The 22,190-nt window shown below is 37.9% G+C and carries 17 protein-coding genes; 7 read left to right on the top strand and 10 right to left on the bottom strand.

What is annotated here, in order from left to right:
* Positions 1-382 precede the first annotated feature (382 nt).
* On the top strand, positions 383-1,849 hold the full coding sequence (dtpA, locus tag GTH25_RS10535; protein WP_075671918.1) for a dipeptide/tripeptide permease DtpA: 1,467 nt from the start codon (positions 383-385) through the stop codon (positions 1,847-1,849).
* 151 nt (positions 1,850-2,000) lie between these two features.
* On the opposite strand, the gene GTH25_RS10530 is transcribed toward dtpA, so the two are convergent.
* Positions 2,001-3,374, bottom strand: coding sequence for an MFS transporter (locus GTH25_RS10530; RefSeq protein WP_075671916.1), 1,374 nt, complete (start codon positions 3,372-3,374; stop codon positions 2,001-2,003).
* Between the two features lie 771 nt (positions 3,375-4,145).
* On the opposite strand from GTH25_RS10530, the gene GTH25_RS10525 reads away from it, so the two are divergent.
* The gene (locus GTH25_RS10525; protein ID WP_075671914.1) at positions 4,146-4,367 is read left to right on the top strand and encodes a hypothetical protein; all 222 of its coding nucleotides are present in this window, start codon (positions 4,146-4,148) and stop codon (positions 4,365-4,367) included.
* A 68-nt stretch (positions 4,368-4,435) separates the two neighbouring features.
* Here GTH25_RS10525 and mgtE read toward each other — a convergent pair whose 3' ends face one another.
* The 6 genes from mgtE to purM form a co-directional block, all read right to left on the bottom strand.
* Entirely contained in the window at positions 4,436-5,899 is a 1,464-nt protein-coding gene (mgtE, locus tag GTH25_RS10520) for a magnesium transporter (protein ID WP_075671912.1), read from the bottom strand.
* Between the two features lie 232 nt (positions 5,900-6,131).
* Positions 6,132-7,664, bottom strand: coding sequence for an exopolyphosphatase (gene ppx, locus GTH25_RS10515; RefSeq protein WP_075671910.1), 1,533 nt, complete (start codon positions 7,662-7,664; stop codon positions 6,132-6,134).
* Positions 7,665-7,668: 4 nt separating this feature from the next.
* Positions 7,669-9,750, bottom strand: coding sequence for a polyphosphate kinase 1 (gene ppk1, locus GTH25_RS10510; RefSeq protein WP_075671908.1), 2,082 nt, complete (start codon positions 9,748-9,750; stop codon positions 7,669-7,671).
* A 46-nt stretch (positions 9,751-9,796) separates the two neighbouring features.
* Positions 9,797-10,387, bottom strand: a complete 591-nt coding sequence (gene speG / locus GTH25_RS10505; RefSeq protein WP_075671906.1) for a spermidine N1-acetyltransferase — start codon at positions 10,385-10,387, stop codon at positions 9,797-9,799.
* 106 nt (positions 10,388-10,493) lie between these two features.
* Entirely contained in the window at positions 10,494-11,123 is a 630-nt protein-coding gene (purN, locus tag GTH25_RS10500; RefSeq protein WP_075671904.1) for a phosphoribosylglycinamide formyltransferase, read from the bottom strand.
* Between the two features lie 13 nt (positions 11,124-11,136).
* A complete protein-coding gene (gene purM / locus GTH25_RS10495) occupies positions 11,137-12,177 on the bottom strand; it encodes a phosphoribosylformylglycinamidine cyclo-ligase (protein WP_075671902.1) in 1,041 nt (346 codons plus the stop codon).
* A 231-nt stretch (positions 12,178-12,408) separates the two neighbouring features.
* On the opposite strand from purM, the gene upp reads away from it, so the two are divergent.
* From upp to hda, 4 genes are all read left to right on the top strand, one after another.
* Positions 12,409-13,035, top strand: coding sequence for a uracil phosphoribosyltransferase (gene upp / locus GTH25_RS10490; RefSeq protein WP_075671900.1), 627 nt, complete (start codon positions 12,409-12,411; stop codon positions 13,033-13,035).
* Between the two features lie 191 nt (positions 13,036-13,226).
* Positions 13,227-14,528, top strand: coding sequence for a uracil permease (uraA, locus tag GTH25_RS10485; protein ID WP_075671898.1), 1,302 nt, complete (start codon positions 13,227-13,229; stop codon positions 14,526-14,528).
* A gap of 287 nt (positions 14,529-14,815) precedes the next feature.
* The gene (locus GTH25_RS10480) at positions 14,816-16,021 is read left to right on the top strand and encodes a mechanosensitive ion channel family protein (RefSeq protein ID WP_099660591.1); all 1,206 of its coding nucleotides are present in this window, start codon (positions 14,816-14,818) and stop codon (positions 16,019-16,021) included.
* A 222-nt stretch (positions 16,022-16,243) separates the two neighbouring features.
* Positions 16,244-16,951, top strand: a complete 708-nt coding sequence (gene hda / locus GTH25_RS10475) for a DnaA inactivator Hda (protein ID WP_006533048.1) — start codon at positions 16,244-16,246, stop codon at positions 16,949-16,951.
* 206 nt (positions 16,952-17,157) lie between these two features.
* Here the strand turns inward: hda and GTH25_RS10470 are convergent, their stop codons facing one another.
* From GTH25_RS10470 to bepA, 3 genes are all read right to left on the bottom strand, one after another.
* Positions 17,158-18,420 carry an MFS transporter gene (locus tag GTH25_RS10470; RefSeq protein WP_164530550.1) on the bottom strand — a complete coding sequence of 421 codons (1,263 nt, stop codon included), beginning with the start codon at positions 18,418-18,420 and terminating at the stop codon, positions 17,158-17,160.
* Positions 18,421-19,112: 692 nt separating this feature from the next.
* Positions 19,113-19,469, bottom strand: coding sequence for an arsenate reductase (glutaredoxin) (gene arsC, locus GTH25_RS10465; RefSeq protein ID WP_156733591.1), 357 nt, complete (start codon positions 19,467-19,469; stop codon positions 19,113-19,115).
* An 8-nt stretch (positions 19,470-19,477) separates the two neighbouring features.
* Positions 19,478-20,950: a beta-barrel assembly-enhancing protease gene (gene bepA / locus GTH25_RS10460; protein WP_075671890.1), complete on the bottom strand. Its 1,473-nt coding sequence runs from the start codon at positions 20,948-20,950 to the stop codon at positions 19,478-19,480.
* 154 nt (positions 20,951-21,104) lie between these two features.
* On the opposite strand from bepA, the gene GTH25_RS10455 reads away from it, so the two are divergent.
* Positions 21,105-22,181 (top strand): AI-2E family transporter, encoded by a 1,077-nt coding sequence (locus GTH25_RS10455; RefSeq protein ID WP_075671888.1) that lies wholly within the window; start codon positions 21,105-21,107, stop codon positions 22,179-22,181.
* The last annotated feature ends 9 nt before the right edge of the window (positions 22,182-22,190 follow it).

Here is a 22,190-nt window from a genome sequence, read left to right as displayed (position 1 = left end):
TTATCGTTGTTATTCAATAGCAGGTAATTTGGCAAAATATGGTAAGCAGTAGCGTAGCTTAATTGTTTATATAGGGATAATTAAGTAGAAAATAATTTATTGATTATCAGTAGGTTATTTTGTTTGCTGTTTTTTTAATCGCATAACTATTTTGTACAAATGCCTGTAACTATGATAAAACGCAATAGTTAGTTATAATTCTTAGATAATTATGCTTTCCAGTGATAGAATGCCAACCTTGTTTTTCTCTGCGTTGAACTCTTTTCAAAGAATAACAATCCAGTATGAAATTCATCGAGCTTTAACTCTGTCTCGAATAAAGAAATTTTTGTAAAAAATTAGCCTAAATATAAAGGCGTAATAGAATAATTAGAGGTTTTTAGTGTCAACTGCAAACACACCTGACGATGGACAAAAACCGAGCCTGAATGCGTTTAAACAGCCTCGTGCGTTTTATCTCATCTTCTCAATCGAATTATGGGAACGTTTCGGCTATTACGGTCTGCAAGGGATCATGGCCGTTTACTTGGTTAAAATGCTGGGCATGGGTGAGGCAGAAGCTATCACTGTTTTTGCTGCATTTACCGCATTAGTTTATGGCTTTGTTGCTATTGGTGGATGGCTTGGGGATAAAATCCTTGGTACTAAAAGGGTAATTATTCTTGGGGCAATCGTACTGGCAATTGGTTATGCGATGGTGGCATTCTCTGATCACAATAAAGATGTGATTTATTGGGGACTTGCAACGATTGCAGTAGGTAATGGTTTATTTAAAGCTAACCCATCTTCATTATTAGCAACATGCTATGAGAAAGACGATCCGCAATTAGACGGTGCATTTACTATGTACTATATGTCTATCAACGTGGGTTCATTTTTATCTATGTTAGCAACACCGTGGTTAGCGGCTAATTACGGTTGGGATGTTGCGTTTGCATTAAGCGTTGTAGGTATGCTGATCACCTTAGCAAACTTTATGGTTTGCCGTGGTTGGATCAAAGATAAAGGTTCTAGACCTGACTTTGAACCGCTTAATTATTCAAAATTATTATTAACACTGGTGGGTATTGTTGCACTTACTGCATTATCGACTTGGCTGTTACACAATAATGAAGTAGCAAGTTGGTCTTTAGCCATCATCTCATTAGGTATCATCCTGATTTTTGCGCGTGAAACTTTTATGATGAAAGGTGCTGCACGTCGCAAGATGATTGTTGCATTCTTATTGATGGTTGAAGCCGTGGTTTTCTTTGTTCTTTACGATCAAATGCCAACGTCTTTAAACTTCTTCGCAATCCATAACGTAGAACACTCTCTATTAGGTTTCAGTGTTGAACCAGAACAATTCCAATCACTTAATCCATTCTGGATCATGTTAGCAAGCCCACTGTTAGCGGCTGTGTATAACTTTATGGGTGATAAATTGCCAATGCCATATAAGTTTACCGTAGGGATGTTCTTAAGTGCGACTGCATTCTTAGTGTTACCGCTAGGTGCAAGCATGGCAAATGAAGCGGGTATTGTGTCTTCATGGTGGTTAGTCGCAAGTTATGGTTTCCAAAGTATTGGTGAGCTAATGATTTCAGGACTTGGTCTTGCGATGGTTGCTCAACTTGTACCACAGCGTTTAATGGGCTTTATCATGGGCGCATGGTTCTTAACTTCGGCAGCCGCAGCAATTATTGCCGGTAAAGTTGCGAGTTTAATGGCAGTACCTGAAGATGTGCAAAGCGCTCATGCTTCATTAGAAATTTACAGCAGTGTTTTCTTACAAATCGGTATTGTAACAGGTGTTATCGCAGTTCTAATGCTACTCACAGCACCTATGCTGAGTAAAATGACACAGTAATTTTTGTCATTAAAAAAACAAAATTTTAAGAAGAACAAAGGATGCCATAAGGTATCCTTTTTTGTATTCCTTGCCATAAAATTCAATTCAAAAAAATACCGCCTTTATTAAGGGCGGTATTTTATAAAGGGATACTTATATTGATAAAGGTTTAACTAATTACTTTATCAATCTGCAATGCAACATCTTTCTCTCTTGTTGTGGGTTTTGCTGCAGCCCAGCCTTTATACGCTAAAGGTAAGAAAGCGACTGCAATAGCTAATAATGATACGGCAGCGACATAATAGGCACCCGCCATTGCAGTTTTTTCTAACCATATTCCTGTCAACATCGGTGTTAATCCACCGAATAAGGCATAAGCCATATTGTAAGCAAAAGACAAACCAGAAAAACGAATTGATGGTGGAAATGCTCTTGTGCTAACAATAGGTGTAGTTGCAATCGCGCCTACAAAAAAGCCCATCAAACCATAATTAAATGCTAGCTGAAAACCTGACATTGCTGGATCTAAACTGCCATAGAAATGGAACGCGGTAACAATCAAACCACCCCATGATAATGTCATTGATGCGCGTGTTCCTAATTTGTCACCAATCCAACCCCAGAATATGCAACCTAAGGTTAAAGTTAATGTTGCAACACAGTTTGCTTCTAATGACGTTGTTCTATCAATTTTATAGATCCCTTCAACAATCACGCCGGGTGTCATTAAAATGGTGACAACGATAGCTGTTGATAAAGACCATGTTAACGCAGCTGTAATTAAGCATGCTTGTTTGTGATTTTTAATGACAGAAACCACAGGCATTTCTTGTGCTAACGCTTTTTTTGCCGCCATCTCTTTAAAGATAGGGGTTTCTTGTAAAAAACGACGTAAGTAAACAGAAATTAAGCCAAATATGCCCCCTAAAATAAAGGGAATACGCCATGCAAAATCATTAACTTCTTGGCCGGTATAGCTACGTTGAACGATAATCGCCACGATGGAACCTAATAAAATGCCACCTGTAATACCAGAGGTTAACGTTCCTACGCCTAAGCCATAACGTTGTTTTGGTGTGTGCTCTGCGATAAATACCCAAGCACCTGGCATTTCACCACCAATAGCCGCACCTTGCATAATACGCATTAATAACAACAATAATGGTGCAGCAACACCAATACTGGCATAAGTTGGTAATAAACCAATAACTAATGTTGGTACTGCCATTAAGAAGATACTTAGGGTAAACATACGTTTACGGCCAATAATATCTCCGTAGTGTGCCATAATAATGCCACCCAAAGGACGAGCAAGATAACCGGCTGCAAAAATACCTAATGTCTGCATTTGTGCAATAAAGGCGTTATCACCAGGAAAGAACAAGTGGCTCAATGTTTTCGTAAAGAACACGAAGATCACGAAATCATAGAACTCCAAAGTTCCCCCTAGTGAGGATAAACCCAACGTTTTATAGTCGCTGCGGTTCAATGGCCTTGCCGTAGGTTGACTCAACGGCTGAGTGGAGTGTGATTGTGATGTCATAATAACAACCTATAATAATCATCGTGATAAAAATAATAAGTAATAAGTTCACAATTAAATTCTTTTTAAATTAGCGAATAAAATAGGGTGATAATAAATAACAGCAAAAGGTTATTTAAAGGCTATTTATGCGAGAAAGAATAATGTTGTGATGATGGTTTAAGTTATAACAGGAAGCTCTTAATAATGTAAATAGATGAAATTAAAACAACATGATACACTATTTAATTAAGGTTCTTTGTTGTCTTTGTTTTTAATTCTGCTATTTGGGGGATTCAAATATCAACATTTCAATGTTTATCAATATAAAGTAAAATTATTATGTGGCTTACAAATAAGTAAGAATTCTGTATTTTTAAATAAAAAATGTTTAATGCTGAATATATTTATTCTAATTTTAACAGCCATAAAAATAATAAATTAAGAGATACGTTAATTTATTATTTTCCAGAAATAAAGTTATTATTAGATAATTAAGAAAGCTAACAGTATTAATAATGAAAGATATGATCTGATAGAAAATGAATTATTAGAATATTCTACTGTATGTTAAATTGAAAATTATTGGCATTGAGTTTTATTATTCTGTTATTTGTTGAAATTTAAATTCAATAAAATTTACAATACTAACTTTATTTTTGTATTTTTATGCATGATGTGGTTTTTCTTTGTTTTGTTGTTAGATTAAAAAATAAAAACAAAAAGAGGCATCAAAAAAACTATTCTTGGTTATAATTACATCAAGAAGTCAATTGATATGTCGGAGGATTTATGGTCTCTATCTCAATGAGTGCTGTTCTCTTAGCTGCAATTGTTCTGTTTGTATCACTTTCTATCGTCGCATTAGGTGGTGGTTTAGTATTAAAAACCATGCTTAATAACACCAATCAAAATGACAGCTATTTACTAAGTACCTCTGTTAAAAAGACTTTTATTACTTCATCGATTATCGCATTATTGCTTGTCTATTATTACCTCTCAACAACAGCTTAATTATTTATCGATATAAAAAACGCCACTGTATTTTATTAGCAGTGGCGTTAGTGTTATTGAGGCTTTTCTTAGACTAAGAAGATAGTTGCTAAACCTAAGAAGATAAAGAAACCACCTGTATCTGTAATTGCGGTTATCATAACGCTTGAACCAATGGCTGGATCTTTACCTAATTTAATCATGATCATCGGGATCAATACACCCATCATGGCAGCCATTAAGAGGTTTAATACCATCGCCATTGTCATTACCGCGCCCATAGCAAGGTCACCATAGAGGAGGAAGGTGACAATTCCCATTATTCCTCCCCAAACAACGCCGTTAATAAGGGCAACGCCAAGCTCTCTTAAAATTAAGAAGGAAAAGCTTCCGGTTTGAATTTGGTGTAGCGCTAATGCGCGAACAATCATTGTGATAGTCTGATTACCTGTATTTCCCCCAATACCCGCAACAATCGGCATCAATGTGGCAAGAGCAACTAATTGGGAAATGGTATCTTCAAAGACACCGATAACACGAGAGGCAACGAAAGCCGTACATAAGTTGATAGCGAGCCAAGTCCAACGCGTTTTAACAGCTTGTCCGACGGGTGCAAAGACGTCTTCTTCTGGGCTCAAACCACCCATACGACGAATATTGGTATCACTCTCTTCATGCATGTTATCAACGATATCTTCAACGGTTAATCGCCCCATTAGAAGACCATTAGTATCGACAACAGCTGCTGAAATTAAGTCATAACGTTCGAACGCGCCTGCTGCATCTTCACCTTTCTCTTCAGGCATAAAGCTAACAGTGTCTGTTTTCATTACATCTGAGACAAGCTTATCAGGAGATTGAGTTAAAACGGTGGTTAATGGAAGCTCGCCCAACAGATGGTTTTTATTATCAATAACGAAAATTTTATCCGTTGCTTCAGGAATAGAGCCTCGTTGGCGTAGATAGCGTTGTACCGTTTTTAACGTGACATTGCCTCGCACAGTGACGAACTCAAAATCCATCATCTGACCGACACTGTCTTTTGGATATTGAAGAACTTCTCTTATTCTATTACGCAGGCTTGGTTCTAAATAGGTAAGAAGGCGACGCATTGTATCGCGAGGTAAGTGCTCTGCGATATATGCTTGCTCATCCACATGTAATGTGGCGACCGATCGTAATAATTCACGATCAGTCATATCTTTAATTAAGCTGTCCCAAACGGCGACAGAAGCTTCGACTAAAACAGCACCACGTTCATTATTATCAACCAAGTGCCACAGGGCTAGACGTTCGTCATAGGGAAGGGCTTCAAGAATATCTGCAATATCTGCCGCGTGTAGATCTTGTAGTAATTCTCTAACAGTGGTGATTTTTTCATGAAGTTCATGGTGGCTCAGCCTATCATTTTCACTTGCTTCACCTAAAACGGTTTCAACAAAATGCTCATCTTCGAGAAAGATGCTCAAAATTTGCTGACGCAGGTGTGCCACTTTTTGTGAATACGGATTGATGGCAGCCGCAGTATCATTGTTGATAGCTGTTTGAGACATGTTATTCCTTTTTAATTCTTACGAGGGAGATAACCATTGACACTAATTATTCCATTTTAGGATGATTATCGGTCTTCTTCGTATAAAAAATATGAATCTTGAACAATATAGCGTTGGTGATGTTCATATTATGGTCACAAATCAAACCTATGTTGTTATGTGATGATTGTTATATGATAGATGCAACAAAAGACGCATTGACTAGCGTCTTTTTCTGCATAATATCATATTGTTAAGCATATTCCTCTTTTATATCTAGTTTCCAACCCGGAACTGATTGCCAATGCTCTTGTTCTTTTTCTAAATCCAATTCCATCAATGTGTTATCAGAAAGATATTTTTTAGGAAAATAAAGCGTCCAATGATTTTCATCTGTAACTAAACGCAAAGATGCGGGTTTTGTCGTCGATTGTCGCTGATTATTAAGTAAAGTTGCTAATCTTAGTATTTGTACGAGTGGAAAATACTGTTTCTTTTTATAAAGATTAAATTTTGGCAACTCATCTAGCTTGATCCCTTTTCGGTGATATCGAACTAGGGTTGTTAATAACAGCTGTTGCTCTTGATTAAACCCGGGTAAATCAGTATTTGAAAGAATATAGGCAGAATGGCGATGTAAACCACTTAAATTAATGCTTAATCCTACTTCATGTAACATGACAGCCCAGATTAAAATGGCTTCTAAATCAGGACGAACCAATTTAGGATTTTGCTGTGCCCACTGAGCGTAGAGAGATTGCATTGTTTCAAGAACACGTTTTGCTTGCTCTCTATCGATATTATAGTGCTCTGCAAGGCTTTTTGCTGTGCGTTGGCGAATATCTTGATGGCGAAATCTGCCTTCCATTTCATAAAGCACACCTTCACGTAATGCACCATCAGATAGCTGTAGGGCTTTTAATCCTAAAGAATCAAAGATGCCGCATAAAATCGCTAAACCCGGTACAAAAACATGTTTACGTTCATCGGATAATCCCGGAAGGGCGATATCTTTAAATTTTTTAAATCGTAAGACTTGTTTAGTGAGCATAAGTAGGCGTTCTGGTGTGATAACACCGTCTTTTTCACCAAACTCAACTAAGATCTCATGAGCCGCTTTAATTGTTCCTGAAGCCCCTAAAGCCACATCCCAGCCAGTCATTTTGTATTGCCATGCAATTTTTTCCATTTTACGCGCTGCTTTTTCTCGAGCTTTACGAAAAGCGGATTCGCTGATTTTCTGTTCTGGGAAAAATTGACGGCTAAAACTGACACAACCCATGCGTTGGCTCTCGATTAAGATTGGTTCAAAATTTTCACCAATAACCAATTCTGTTGAGCCACCACCGATATCAATAACGAGCTTTCGGCCTTTTTCAGATTGAGTGTGTTCAACACCCATGAAAATAAGTCGGGCTTCTTCGTGTCCTGAAATAATTTCGATAGGATAAGGAATAACTTCTTTGGCACGTTGAAGAAAGACTTTTGCATTAGTGGCGACACGCAAAGTATGCGTTCCCACGACGGTGACATTTTCCGCAGGAAAGCCCTGTAACCTTTCAGCAAAAAGAGAAAGGGCTGAAAGCCCACGTAACATAGCTTCTTCGCTTAATTCGTTATCATCATCAAGACCATCAGCAAGATAAACTCGCTGTTTTAAACGGCTTAATACTTGTAATGCGCCATTAACCACCCGCGCAATAATCATATGAAAACTATTAGAACCGAGGTCAATAGCCGCAATTTCTAAAGGACGTGGTGAAGAGTCATCTTGTGATAAAGGCATAGAATTACGCTCGTGGATCTGGTTGTTCTAACAATTTAATGTACTCATAGACAGCAAGCTGGGAACGGATCTTACGTTTATTTCCACGAGGAACATAGCTATTTGTTAAATCTTTATCGATATAGCGTGCTTTTACGGTGTCATTAAATTGAATATCCAGAATATCAAGAACGCGCTGTTTAAGTTGAGGATCAAGCAAAGCCACTGCAACTTCAATACGATAATCAAGATTTCGCGTCATCCAATCCGCAGAAGAGAGAAAGATTTTTTCATCTCCTTTATTCGTAAATACATAAACACGATCGTGTTCTAAAAAGCGGTCAACAATGCTGGTTACCTGAATATTCTCACTAAATCCCGGTTGATTAGGGACTAAAGAACACATTCCGCGTACTAATAATCGTACTTTTACGCCAGCTTCTGACGCGTCATAAAGGCGATTAACGAGCTCTTCATCAACTAAGTTATTCACTTTTAATGTGATCCCCGCGGGATGTCCGGCTTGGGCACTGTGAATTTCGTTCGTGATTAATTGATTTAACAGAATACGCGAGTTTTGTGGTGAAACCATTAAGTGTTCAAAAGTCACTGGGCGATAAGGGTTTTCAATAAAACTAAAGACGCGACGCACTTCATTAGTAATTTCGGTATTCGCCGTTAATAGTGAATAGTCAGTATAAAGACGCGCTGTTTTTTCGTTAAAGTTCCCGGTACCGATATGAGCATAGCGAATAATTTCACCATTTTCTAAACGTGAAATGATAAATAATTTCGCGTGAATTTTCAGGCCTGGGGCTGAGAAAATAACGTGTACACCCGCTTCTGTCAGACGTTTGGCCCAGTGGATATTTGCAGCTTCATCAAAACGTGCTTGTAACTCAACGACAACTGTGACTCGTTTACCGTTATGCGCAGCGTGGATCATCGAATCAATGATCCGAGAATCTTTAGCAACACGGTAAATGTTGATTTTTATTGAGATAACACTTGGGTCAAAAGAGGCTTGGCGCAACAATTCCAGCACATGCTCAAAGGTATGATAAGGATAATAGAGCAAGACATCTCGCTCACGTATCGCATCAAAGCCATTACGGAAATTGTCAAACCAAACATGGCGTAAGCGCGGGATCACTTTATTTAAAAGAAATTTACTCCCTTCATTTGGGAAGTTAATAAAATCTTTGAAATTATGATAACGACCGCCCGCTATTACGGAGTCATTATTTGATAAACCTAATTTACTACGCAGTAGAGCCACCATTTCATCAGGCATATCCCGTTGATAAACAAAACGGACAGGCTCAGCGGTAAGGCGCTGTTTTAATGTCGATGACATCATTTCAAGTAAGCTTGATTCCATTTCTGTCGCAAGATCGTACTCGGCATCTCGCGTCATTTTCATGGAATAAGCACTTAATGAGTCATAATCAAAAAAGCCTTTAAATACCTCATCAAGACAGTAGCGTAAAATATTATCCAATAAAATCATGGATTTTTTCTTACTACGTCCTTGGTCTGTTGGCAGAATAACAAAACGAGGTACTTTATCTGATGGAATTTCTAGCAGGGCATAATGAATAATTTGCCCTTGCACTATTTCAACCGCTAAATAGGTATAGTCATCTTTAAGAAACTCAACTAAGTCTGTTTCAGGATTAATCAAAATAGGCGTGATGTGCTTTCTTAAATTTTGACGGAAGTATTGGCGTAACCAGATTTGTTGATTCGGTGAGATTTGACGTTCGTTAATTAAAAAGATTTGATTTCGCGCCATTTCAAGTAACAAATCATTATATAAGGCGTCAAACTCTTGGTCAGCTTTAGCCACTTTTGACTGAATTTTCTTTATAAGATGGCGAGCATGACTTGATGCAGAGCGTGAACCACGCTCTTCATTAATTAAAATACGGCGTTTTACATCGGCAAAACGAACCTTGTAGAACTCATCAAGATTATTTGAATAGATCCCCAGAAACCTGACTCTTTCAATTAACGGGTTTCGTTTATCAGCCGCTTCTTGTAATACACGTTCGTTAAACGCAAGCCAACTGATCTCTTTATCAATATAGAGTCGTTCCTGGGACATCTGAACTCCAACAAGGGTTAAAGTTAAAACTTAATGTCTGAATAAATCAGACGTGTTGCTTAATGGTTGCACCCGGCTTAACAAAATTTTCGGGTTTCGCCTCTTTGGCTTTTTGTTCAAAATAAGGCGCTTGGAAAGTACACATTCTAATCGCAGAGCGGTAGGCACCGTTAACAAAAAACTCATCTATTAAATCACCTTCTTTTTTAAAGCCAAGCTTTTCATAAATATGAATCGCTTTAGCATTCTCTTTATCGACGATCAAATAGAGTTTGTATAAATTAAGTACAGAAAAAGCATAATCCATTGCTAGTTTTGCTGCTCGTGCAGCATAGCCGTGGCCTTGATGTGCAGGTGCGATGATGATTTGGAATTCAGCACGACGGTGAACATAATCAATTTCAACTAACTCGACAAGCCCAATTTTAGTGCCGTCACTTTCGGCAATAAAACGGCGTTCATTTTGGTCGTGAATATGTTTTTCATAAAGGTCGCTTAACTCGATAAAAGCCTCATAAGGCTCTTCAAACCAATAGCGCATAACGCTGGCGTTATTATCAAGTTGATGGACAAAAGAGAGATCTTCTCGTTCGAGAGGACGTAATTTTATAGGTGGAACTTTCTTACCACCGGACATAAGCACCTCGGTTAATGCATTGAATAAAAAGAGAAAAGGGTGACACAAAAAAAGTCACGCGAGCTACAGTGTAGCACAATGTGACTTTTTATCTTAAACGAAATAGTTAACCAAGGTTGTCGAAAAGCGCAATATCATCGAGAAAGGCTTGATTATTCTTCATTTTTAATCGCTCGTCAGCTAGCCAACTGATCGCTAATGGATAGATACGATACTCTTCAGTTTGTATTCTTGCTTGTAATGATTGTTCAGTATCATCGGGCAAAACAGGAATACGTGCCTGAATAATCATGGGACCACCATCAAGCTCTTCTGTAACAAAATGGACAGTAACGCCATGAAAAGAGTCTTTATTCGCTAAAACTTGGCGATGAGTGTGTAATCCGGGATATTTAGGAAGTAAAGAAGGATGGATATTTAATAGTTTATGCTGATAGTGAGTGACAAAATCAGGTGATAAAATACGCATGAAACCTGCTAGAACTACAATATCGGGCTGATAAGTATCGATTTTTTCAATTAACGCTTTATCGTAATCCGCTCTGTCATTATATAGAGTAGGATCAACAAAATAAGCTGGAATATTAGCCAGTTTTGCTCGTTCAAGACCGTATGCATCAGCTTTATTACTTAAGACAGCAACCACATTACCTGTGATTTTATTTGCCCTACAGGCGTCGATAACCGCCTGTAGGTTGCTGCCGTTTCCTGAGATAAGGACGACAATATTTTTCATTCACATGCTTTCATTAGTTAATAATAACTTGTGCTTCACCAGCAGCTTGTGGTGCAATTTCACCAATTAACCATGCGTTTTCACCACACTCAGCTAGATGTGCTAAGGTTTTTTCAACGTCATTTGGGTTAACAGCAATTAACAATCCAACGCCGCAGTTAAAGGTGCGGTACATTTCATGTGTACTGACTTGTCCGGCATCTTGTAGCCATTTGAAAACCAGTGGCCATTCCCAACTTTTACTTTCTATACGCGCTTGCGTGTTTTCAGGTAATACGCGAGGAATATTTTCCCAGAATCCGCCACCAGTAATATGTGCGACAGCGTGGATGTCCACACTTTCAATTAATGAAAGTAGTGACTTCACATAAATACGAGTAGGGGCTAATAGGTGATCCGCTAATGATTTATCGCCTAATGGTGTGCTCTCAGCTTGCGTATTGCTGACTTCAAGAATTTTTCTGACTAATGAATAGCCATTAGAATGAGGACCACTTGATGCTAAAGCGATTAGTGCATCGCCAGCTTTAACTTTGCTACCATCGATAATTTCTGATTTTTCAACCACACCGACACAAAAGCCTGCGATATCATAATCGTTACCGTGGTACATTCCTGGCATTTCAGCAGTTTCCCCACCGACTAGCGCACAACCAGATTGTTTACAACCTTCTGCAATACCTGTTACTACGCGTGCTGCGGTATCGACATCTAATTTTCCCGTGGCATAGTAGTCAAGGAAGAAAAGAGGTTCTGCACCTTGAACAATCAAATCGTTGACACACATTGCGACTAAATCAATACCGATGTCATCATGGCGATTTAAATCCATCGCAAGGCGAAGTTTGGTTCCTACGCCATCAGTGCCTGAAACTAAAATAGGTTCGCGGTATTTAGAGGGAATTGCACAAAGTGCGCCAAAACCACCTAAACCCCCCATAACTTCAGGACGGCGTGTTTCTTTTACTACACCTTTGATACGATCGACTAAAGCATTACCTGCATCAATATCGACACCGGCATCTTTATAGCTGAGAGAGGATTTGTTAGTCACGTAGAGCCCTCACGGCAAGTTGCTGTTAAGAAAAAATGTGTGCGGACGCTATTCTAACAGGCAAAGCAAACGTTTGCGAGGATCTTCTTTATAGGTCACAATTATTCATGTTGGTGTGGTTAAAAGCTGTGCGTTTGATCAATATCAATAGAAAAACGATGGAATGTTGGCAAAAAAGCGGTATAATCTCGCGATTTTTTTGTCAGGCTGCGTCGTACATTAGGAGAAATTATGAAGATCGTTGAGGTAAAACACCCACTCATTCAACATAAATTGGGGCTGATGCGAGATCATGATATAAGCACTAAACGCTTTCGTGAACTGGCTTCAGAAGTTTCCAGTCTACTGACGTATGAAGCTACCGCCGATTTAGAAACAGAGACGGTAACAATAGAAGGTTGGTGTGGTGCGGTAGAGATAGAACAGATTAAAGGAAAAAAAATCACAGTAGTTCCTATCCTCCGTGCAGGTATCGGGATGATGGATGGAGTATTAGAAAATATTCCTAGTGCCCGAATCAGTGTAGTTGGCGTTTACCGCGATGAAGAAACATTAAAACCTGTCCCTTACTTCCAGAAATTAGCATCCAATATTGAAGAGCGTATGGCTCTTGTTGTTGACCCTATGTTAGCAACAGGCGGCTCTATGATTGCCACAATTGATTTATTAAAAAATGCGGGCTGTACTTCAATTAAAGTATTAGTACTGGTTGCTGCTCCAGAAGGTATTAAGGCATTAGAAGAAGCTCATCCAGATGTGGAGTTATATACTGCATCTATTGATAGTCATCTTAATGAGCACGGGTACATCGTTCCAGGTCTTGGCGATGCTGGTGATAAGATATTTGGTACAAAATAATAATTAAGCCGACTTTGATAGTCGGCTTTTTTTTGGACCACTTATTTGTTCTATACTCTAAATATTTTAAGGTGCCGCTAGATGACTCGTTCGAGTGAGCGCAGTTAGCAACGCGGTGGCTTAAAGTAAGGCGAGTATAAAGTTAAAAATACAAACCAATTTCACATTCATATTAAAGAGAGGTCGTAAGCATGACTCGTCGTGCAATCGGGGTAGAAGAGCGCCCACCATTATTACAAACAATTCCGTTGAGTCTTCAACATCTGTTTGCAATGTTTGGCGCCACCGTACTTGTGCCAATTTTATTTAAAGTTAATCCGGCAACAATATTGTTATTTAACGGGATCGGAACCCTGCTTTATCTCTTTATTTGTAAAGGACGCATTCCTGCTTATTTAGGTTCAAGTTTCGCGTTTATCTCACCGGTACTTTTACTGTTACCTTTAGGGTATGAATTAGCTCTCGGGGGATTCATCGTCTGTGGCGTGTTATTTTGTATCGTTGCAGGTATTGTAAAAATAGCAGGGCGAGGTTGGATTAATGTGATGTTTCCGCCTGCGGCAATGGGCGCAATCGTTGCCGTCATCGGGCTTGAATTAGCAGGAACCGCTGCAGGAATGGCAGGGTTATTACCAAGTGCAGATGCACCCGTTGATAGTCAAACTCTGCTTATTTCTATGGTGACTTTAGGTGTTACTATCTTAGGCTCTGTGATGTTTAGAGGTTTCCTTGCTATTATTCCTATTCTTATTGGGGTATTAGCAGGCTATGCACTCTCTTTCTTCTTGGGGGCTGTTGATATTACGCCAATTAAAGAAGCTAACTGGTTTGCACTGCCGACATTCTATTCTCCACGTTTTGAATGGAGTGCTATCTTTATTATCCTACCTGCTGCATTAGTCGTTATTGCAGAGCACGTTGGACACCTTGTTGTTACAGCCAATATTGTGCAACGCGATTTAATGAAAAACCCAGGCTTACATCGTTCTATGTTCGCAAACGGTTTCTCTACCATTATTTCTGGTTTCTTTGGCTCAACACCAAATACTACTTACGGTGAAAATATTGGTGTTATGGCTATCACTAAAGTTTACAGCTCATGGGTTATTGGTGGTGCGGCAATTCTCGCTATCTTATTATCTTGTGTCGGTAAACTTGCTGCTGCTATTGCTGCTGTACCTGTTCCAGTGATGGGTGGGGTTTCATTACTACTTTACGGTGTTATTGGTGCATCAGGTATTCGTGTCTTGTTAGATTCAAAAGTGGATTACAACAAACCACAAAACTTGATATTAACTGCAATTATTCTGATTGTCGGTGTGAGCGGGGCTTCCATTCAAATTGGTGCTGCTGAATTAAAAGGCATGGCATTAGCGACCATCGTAGGTATTGTATTAAGCTTAATCTTTAAATTAGTCAGTATTGTTCGCCCTGAAACAGAATTAGTGGATAACAGCATTGAATCGGTGAGTGGTACAGCAAACAAAAAGTAATCGATTAAGAATACCTAAAGCAATATGCTGAAATTAATAAAAAAGGTGGATGATCTCCGCCTTTTTTTATTGTGTTTTATTTTTATGTCATATTAAAAACTAAGATTTTTGATATTTTAAGTGTTTAAAACTTAGAAAAGCATAATTCGTTCAATCATGATGTTTATTTAAATAAAATAAATGAGACAATGGGTGTCGGTTCTTATGCAAAATAGGCATTTTATCTGCTAATCGAGTGATATTCATTTTAAAGTGGGATTTGTCTTAGAAAAGGTATAACGCAATTTATGGAAAAACTGATTGAAATTTATGATTTCATTACATCACAGCAGATTTTTACCACAATATTTTTAGTTACTGTGTTGTTGGTGGTGTGGTTTCTCGCCAAAATGATTTTCCGCCGAATAGCAAAGCGTTTACTTTTTTTATTTACTGAACTTTCAGATGAAGAAACCATAGAAGATATCGCTAAAAAGAGTGCATCTATTGTTGCTGTTACACTGGTTCTCTATATTAATCAGTTACTACCGTCTTTTTCAGCTGAAATGAATATTATTTTTGAGACGGTTGCCCGCGCCTTTATTATCATCAATATTGCCTCATTGCTTAATAACGCGCTTGATATCTTCAATATTAGGCATGCCAAAAAAGCGTGGCATCGAAATAACTCCATTAAAGGCTACATTGAGATTGCCAAAATTGTGGTTTGGATTATCTCTTTTATCCTGATCATTGCCTTATTTACTGAACAATCACCTCTTATCATAATCTCAAGCTTTGGTGCTATTGCTGCGGTATTAATGTTTGTTTTTCAGCATACACTTATCTCTTTTGTTGCCAATATTCTTATCTCTAACGGAAAAGTATTAAAGCTTTATGATTGGATTGAATTACCCAGTAGTAATATCAGCGGTGAGGTTATTGATATTGCATTACATACGATCACTGTGCGTAATTGGGATAATACAATTTCACGTATTCCAACCAAAGATTTTTTGACTGAAAAATACACCAACTGGCAACCGATGTTTTCATCAGGAGGGCGTCGGATCAAGCGTAGTTTTTATATTGACCAATCTTCGATTTCATTTGCAACGCAAGAATTAGTATTAGAGTTAAAAAATACAGCACCGCTTCGTAAGAGCATAGAAACGATGCTAGAAGGAAAGGAAGAAGAGATTGGTGACATTAATGAGTGGTTAGAAACAAAAGGGGTGACAAACCTACAATTGTTTCGTAAGTACATGCTAAATTGGATAAAGATGCGTGGTGATGTTCGACCTGATATGTATTTAGTGATCAGAACAATGCCACCTACACCGATGGGATTACCTGTAGAGTTATATTGTTTTACTCGTGCAACTACGTGGGTTGAATATGAAGAGACTCAATCTGAAATTTTTGAGTATATAAATGCATCAGCCAAATATTTTAAGCTCGATATTTATCAGCAACCTTCAGGTAATGATGTTGCGAAATTAAAATTTAGATAATAAAGACGATTAAATAAACAAGAAATATTTTCTGATATTGCACTAAACAATTTGTGATACAGAGAGGCGACAAATAAATAAGTCACTAAGAGCCTATAAAATAGGCTTATCACGATAATTTTGCTGTTATCTTAATCAGTGCAATGTTCTTTTTTAATATTGATTCTGACCTTGTGAGAATTTGTGTTAGAATCAACACGTTTATTAAACTATTCAGGTGAGGTGCTTCTGAATACGCCGTCACAGCTATCATTACCACTATCTCTGCCCGATGATGAGACATTCGATAGCTTTTATGCAGGGGAAAACGCGTCGTTAGTCGCGGCAATTCGAACCGCCATTCATCAATCTCATGGCAGTTATATCTATTTCTGGTCTCGTGACGGAGGTGGAAAGAGCCATCTATTACATGCCGCTTGTGCTGAGCTTTCACTAAAAGGCGATGCTGTTGGTTACGTTCCTCTTGATAAACGCGCTTATTTTGTTCCCGATGTTCTTGAAGGCATGGAACATTTATCCTTAGTTTGTATTGATAATGTGCAATGTATTGCAGGTGATGAAGAGTGGGAACTCGCCTTATTTAATCTTTATAACCGCGTTTTAGAGCATGGGCGAACCTGCTTATTAATTACAGGGGATAGGCCACCTCGCCAAATAGAGCTACAACTTCCTGATTTAGCATCTCGCCTTGATTGGGGGCAAATCTACCGTCTGCAACCTTTAAGTGATGAAGAGAAAATTCAAGCGTTACAATTAAGAGCAAAGCTTCGTGGGTTTGAATTACCTGAAGATGTCGGGCGTTTTGTATTAAAACGTTTGGACAGAAAAATGCGTACCTTATTTGAAATGCTTGATGAGCTTGATCACGCCTCTATTGTTGCTCAACGTAAACTGACCATCCCATTTGTGAAAGATATTCTCAAACTTTAAATCGCCTCACTCATCTTATTCGGTGAGGCTAATAATCTAAATCCTATCTCTATTTCCCAAATCTAATATCTATTGAAGGTAACAATTCTTTTTTTTAAACCGTGGTATTTCTATTTTTTCTGATAAAAAAGGGATAAAAAAACCGCTTGTCTTTATACGAGGCAAGCGGTGAGAGACACAAATAATAAAGGAGGAGGGTTAAATAATTAGTTTGCTTCTGCTACTTTGGCTTTCTTCTGAGGAATCAGTAAGAAAATCAGATAAAGTGCAGTGATTGCAACGGTGTAGCCTGTGAAGATTAACCAGAATGATTTCCAATCAACCGCGCCATTAGTAGTATATAAGTCAATCACCCAGCCACTTAACATTGCACCTAAATAAGTACCGAAACCGTTCACTAAGGTCATAAACATACCTTGTGCTGTTGAACGATATTGTAATGGGATCTCTTTTTCTAAGAACAGTGAACCAGAGATATTAAAGAAGTCGAATGCACAACCATACACAATCATTGATAACAATAAGACGATTTGACCTAATGATGTGTAGTCACCATAAGCAAAGAAACCGAAACGTAAGATCCAAGCAATCATACTAAATAAAACGATAGTTTCGATTCTTACACGTTTTAATAGCAGTGGTAGGAACAGAATAAATACGACTTCTGAAATCTGTGAGATAGATAAGAATACAGAAGGATAACGTGCAAAGAATGAATCATCTGCGTTTGGAGACTGTGCAATATCTTGCAGGAATGGCACGCCAAATGTATTAGTAATTTGCAGTACAGATCCTAACAATGTTGCAAAGAATAAGAAAACAACGACATTTTTCTTTTTAAATACTTGCAAGATGTTGGTGATACTAAATGCCACTTCTTCGGCTTTTTCTTCGGCTTTTGTTTCGTTTTTATCAGCTGCTTTAGTTGCAGGTAAGAACATTGCAAATACAGCTAAAACAATAGAGGCGATCGCTGCAACAAAGAGTTGGTGGTAGCTATTACCTAAACCTAAGAAGCTAATCACCCACATAGCTGCAATAAAGCCAACAGTGCCGTAAACACGAATTTTAGGGAAGTAGTTATTAGGCTCTAAATGTTTTTGTTCTAACAGTTCGAAAATGATGCTGTTTGCCATTGAGATACTTGGCATAAAGAACAATAAATGTAATAGAGTTGCAAAGAATAGTGTGGTTACTGTTGTCATTTGCGACATTAGCACTAATGCTAATGCGGAAAGAATATGCAGGGTAATGAACACTAATTTTCGGTTATTTATTTTATCTGCAATAAATCCCATGATGACGGGGGCGATAAGTGAGGCAAGTCCAAGAGCACTAAAAATAAGCCCAACATCACTACCTTTAAAATGCAGCTCTCCAAAGAGATACGAGGCAAATGTTACAAGCCAAGATCCCCATATAAAGAACTGGAGGAATGAGACAAGTTTTAATCTAAGTACGATATTCATCTGTTTTCCTATTAGCCTAGCAATCACCCGACACCAATAATGGTGATTGGTTAGTTTTAATTGCCCATAATGTTGGCTATAACGTTGTTTATTTCATATACATCTACAACTTCATTTCACACTGATTAATTGTCATCAAGTTAAAAACAACAATAAAAGAAGAGATAGAGTAAATAACAAATTGAAAGCTTATTGCTGTGTTGCAGTATTGTTTTAAATGTATATTTCTTGTTAATTTATTTCTTGGATGATAATGAAAAAATATTTTGGCAAGAATTTATAGTTTATCAATTCTGCTATCATATTTTCTGATGCTCATGATATGTAGGAATGCATTTGTGTAAAGAGACTTGAGTCACAATATAAATGAAACACATGATTATTTTTTTCCCATAATCGTGAGTTTATACGACTTAATGTGATCTAAATAGAAGTTTTCAAAAATGGCGATTTCTTACTCATAAAAAATATGAAATTGAGATGAAAATTTTTGAAAGCATAAAGTGATTGGTTTTTTTCTATTGTGGAAATAAGAAACACTTTGCTAATTGTAATGTTTACAATTTAACAACATTTGGTGATTGGCTTCTGATTTGAGAAAAGAGAGTAAACGATTGCGAGATTAATAATGAAGTAGATAGAAAAAAACCCATATATGTAAGAACATAAATATGGGCTTTAAATTTTGAATATTAATTAAACAGTTCTTTCACTTGTTCTGGTGGGCGGCCTAAACGGGCCTTATTACCGACAATCACAATAGGGCGTTCAATAAGTTTAGGGTTTTCATGCATTGCTTGAATTAATGCATCTTGCGATGTTTCATCAGCCAGTTTTAGCGTTTTATAAATTTCTTCCTTTGTACGCATTAACTCTCTTGCGTCATCAAAATCTAATGCTTTGAGCAGTGTTTTAAGTTCCGTTATAGAAGGAGCTGTATCTAGATAGTGAATAACATTAGGTGTTATTTGCATTTCTTCTAGTAAATGTAAGGTTTCACGGCTTTTTGAACAGCGTGGATTGTGATAAATCGTCACTTTCTTGGTCATGTTGTCCCTTATTTAAATTGACTATCTCTTTGCTGAATTTTTCTTAATTGGTCTATACGTGCATCAAAGCGAGCTTGATCGTTACTACCTAATTTAACTTGTCGGCTTGCATCACCTAAATAACGAATTGCCGTTTCAAAGTCACCTCTTAGGGCCAAATCTTCTGCATAAGCAGCTAATTCATGAGCTCTATCACCTTGTTTAGCTGAATTTTCTGCCATTAATTGCCAACCGATAGGATCGTTTGGATTGTCAAAGGTATAACGATAAAGCAGGCGGTTAGCTTCGTTATATTGCTTATTATGCATATATGAATTAGCTAAGTTGGCAATAAGAACATTGTTATTGGGTTTTTGTTTCAATGCCTGTTGTAATCTTGCAACCGCATCACCTGCACGGTTTTGTTCTAAATCGATATCCGTCATGGCATCAATAAGCCAAATATTATTCGGCTCTTTTTCTAACATCGGAGTGAGCAGCTTTCTTGCGTCATCAAATTTACGATCACGAGAATAGATCAGTATTAACGCATAATTAGCCGCTGATTTTTCAAGAGCAGTACCTTGTTTAAATTGATCAAGTGTCGTTTGTAATGCATTCTCTGATGTTGGATTTTTCGTCAACATGGTTAATACACGCATTTTTGCAAACAGAAAATCAGCTGACTGTGGGATCTGTCGAGCAGGGAATTGACTTGCTCGGCTTCTTGCATCGGATAAACGGCTATCGGGCAAGGGATGCGTTAATAACATTTCAGGCGGTTTAGAGCTATATCGTACTTGGTCTGCAAGAATTTGCATAAAATCAGGCATCCCTTTGGGATCAAACCCAGCACGGTAGAGTGTTTGTATTCCGATACGATCTGCTTCTTGCTCGTTCATTTGCGTGAATGTGATCATATTTTGCTGCATACCTGCCATGCTTCCCGTAAAGGTCGCAAGGCCTGCATTCGGATTCGCCATAAATATCAGAATAGAACCTAATACCCCCGCAAGAGCAAGAGGCGTTGTTTTAGCCTGATCTTCAAGCATTCGTGCTAAATGTCGTTGAGTAACGTGTGTGATTTCGTGAGCCATAACAGAGGCTAATTCACTTTCTGTTCGGCTATATCGAAAGAGCGCGGAATGCAAAACAATGTTTCCCCCAAAATAAGCAAAGGCGTTAATATTGGGGTTGTTAACTAAATAAAAGTGAAAAGGGGTTTTGACCGAACTAGCGTTCGAAACGAGTTTTTGTCCTAAATTATTAATATAGTTAGAAAGTAATGGGTCAAAAACTAATGGTGCACTATTTCGCAGTTGGCGAGTATAGTAATCACCCATAGCGATTTCTTGATTGATGCTTAATGTTGAACCTGCGGTGGTTCCCATATCAGGTAAAGAGTCTTCAATATCAATCGCAGCCTGAGCAGGTACTACTGATGTTGATAGCAACGCAGAAACAAGAAGCGCGACTAATGGTTTTTTAAGTCTGAGTTTCATACAACTGTATCCTGATAGCTATCTTAACGAAAAATTAATAATTAATGATGTATGATAGCAAAACCTAACGTAAAATCTGTCAAAAGATTATTGCTTATGTAAATGAATGCATACAGCTCTATTATTCTGATTATTATAAAGGATCTTTATTTTCATGCTGGACTTGCTTGTTCAATGGTACAAACGCCGATTTGCTGATCCACAAGTTATCGCCCTTGTGGTCATTTTGATTGCCGGCTTTTCAATTCTGTATTTTTTCAGTGGCATACTAGCTCCTTTATTAGTGGCAATTGTGCTTGCTTATCTTTTAGAGTGGCCAACTCATTTACTTGAGAAATTAGGATGCGCCCGTATATGGGCAGTATCGATAATTCTGACACTCTTTATTGGTATTAGTGCCATTGTAATTTTGATTTTAGCGCCAACGGTGTGGCAACAGGGGATGACACTAATTTCAGATATCCCAAATATGATCAATAAGTTCAATGCATTTGCACAGGAATTACCGGATCGTTTCCCTGCATTAATGGATGCAGGTATTGTTGATATGATGGCAGAAAACTTACGCAGTAAGTTCTCAACGGTGGCTGAATCTGTATTAAAAGTGTCTTTAGCTTCGTTAATCGGAATTATTACACTGTCGATTTATCTTATTCTTGTGCCTTTAATGACGTTCTTCTTACTTAAAGATAAACAACAGATGCTTAATGCGGTTCGCCGTGTTTTACCAAAAAACAGAATATTGGCAGCTCAAGTTTGGATTGAAGTTAACCAGCAAATTACCAATTATATTCGGGGTAAAGTAACCGAAATGATAATTGTGGGTGTTTTCACTTATTTTGTATTTGCTTTCTTCGACTTGCGCTACTCTGTATTACTTGCTGTTATCGTCGGTGTTTCTGTTTTAGTCCCTTATGTTGGTGCTGTTTTAGCAACGATCCCCGTTATTGTGATTGCATTATCTCAGTGGGGATTAGGTTCTGATTTCTGGGCGTTATTTATCGCTTATCTTGTTGTTCAAGGATTGGATAGTAATTTATTAGTGCCAATTTTGTACTCTGAAGCTGTAAATATGCACCCTTTAGTCATTATATTGTCAGTGATTATATTCGGTGGAATGTGGGGATTTTGGGGTGTTTTCTTTGCTATACCATTAGCAACGCTGATAAAAGCAGTATTGCATGCATTACCTGATGAAATTGCGAATGAGCAATATACAAAGAAAAGCTAAGTACCGCCT

The sequence above is a fragment of the Proteus terrae subsp. cibarius genome (genome assembly GCF_011045835.1).
GTDB lineage: Bacteria > Pseudomonadota > Gammaproteobacteria > Enterobacterales > Enterobacteriaceae > Proteus > Proteus cibarius.
The sequence above is the reverse complement of the archived record's forward strand: the minus strand, read 5'-3'. Positions and strand labels throughout refer to the sequence as shown.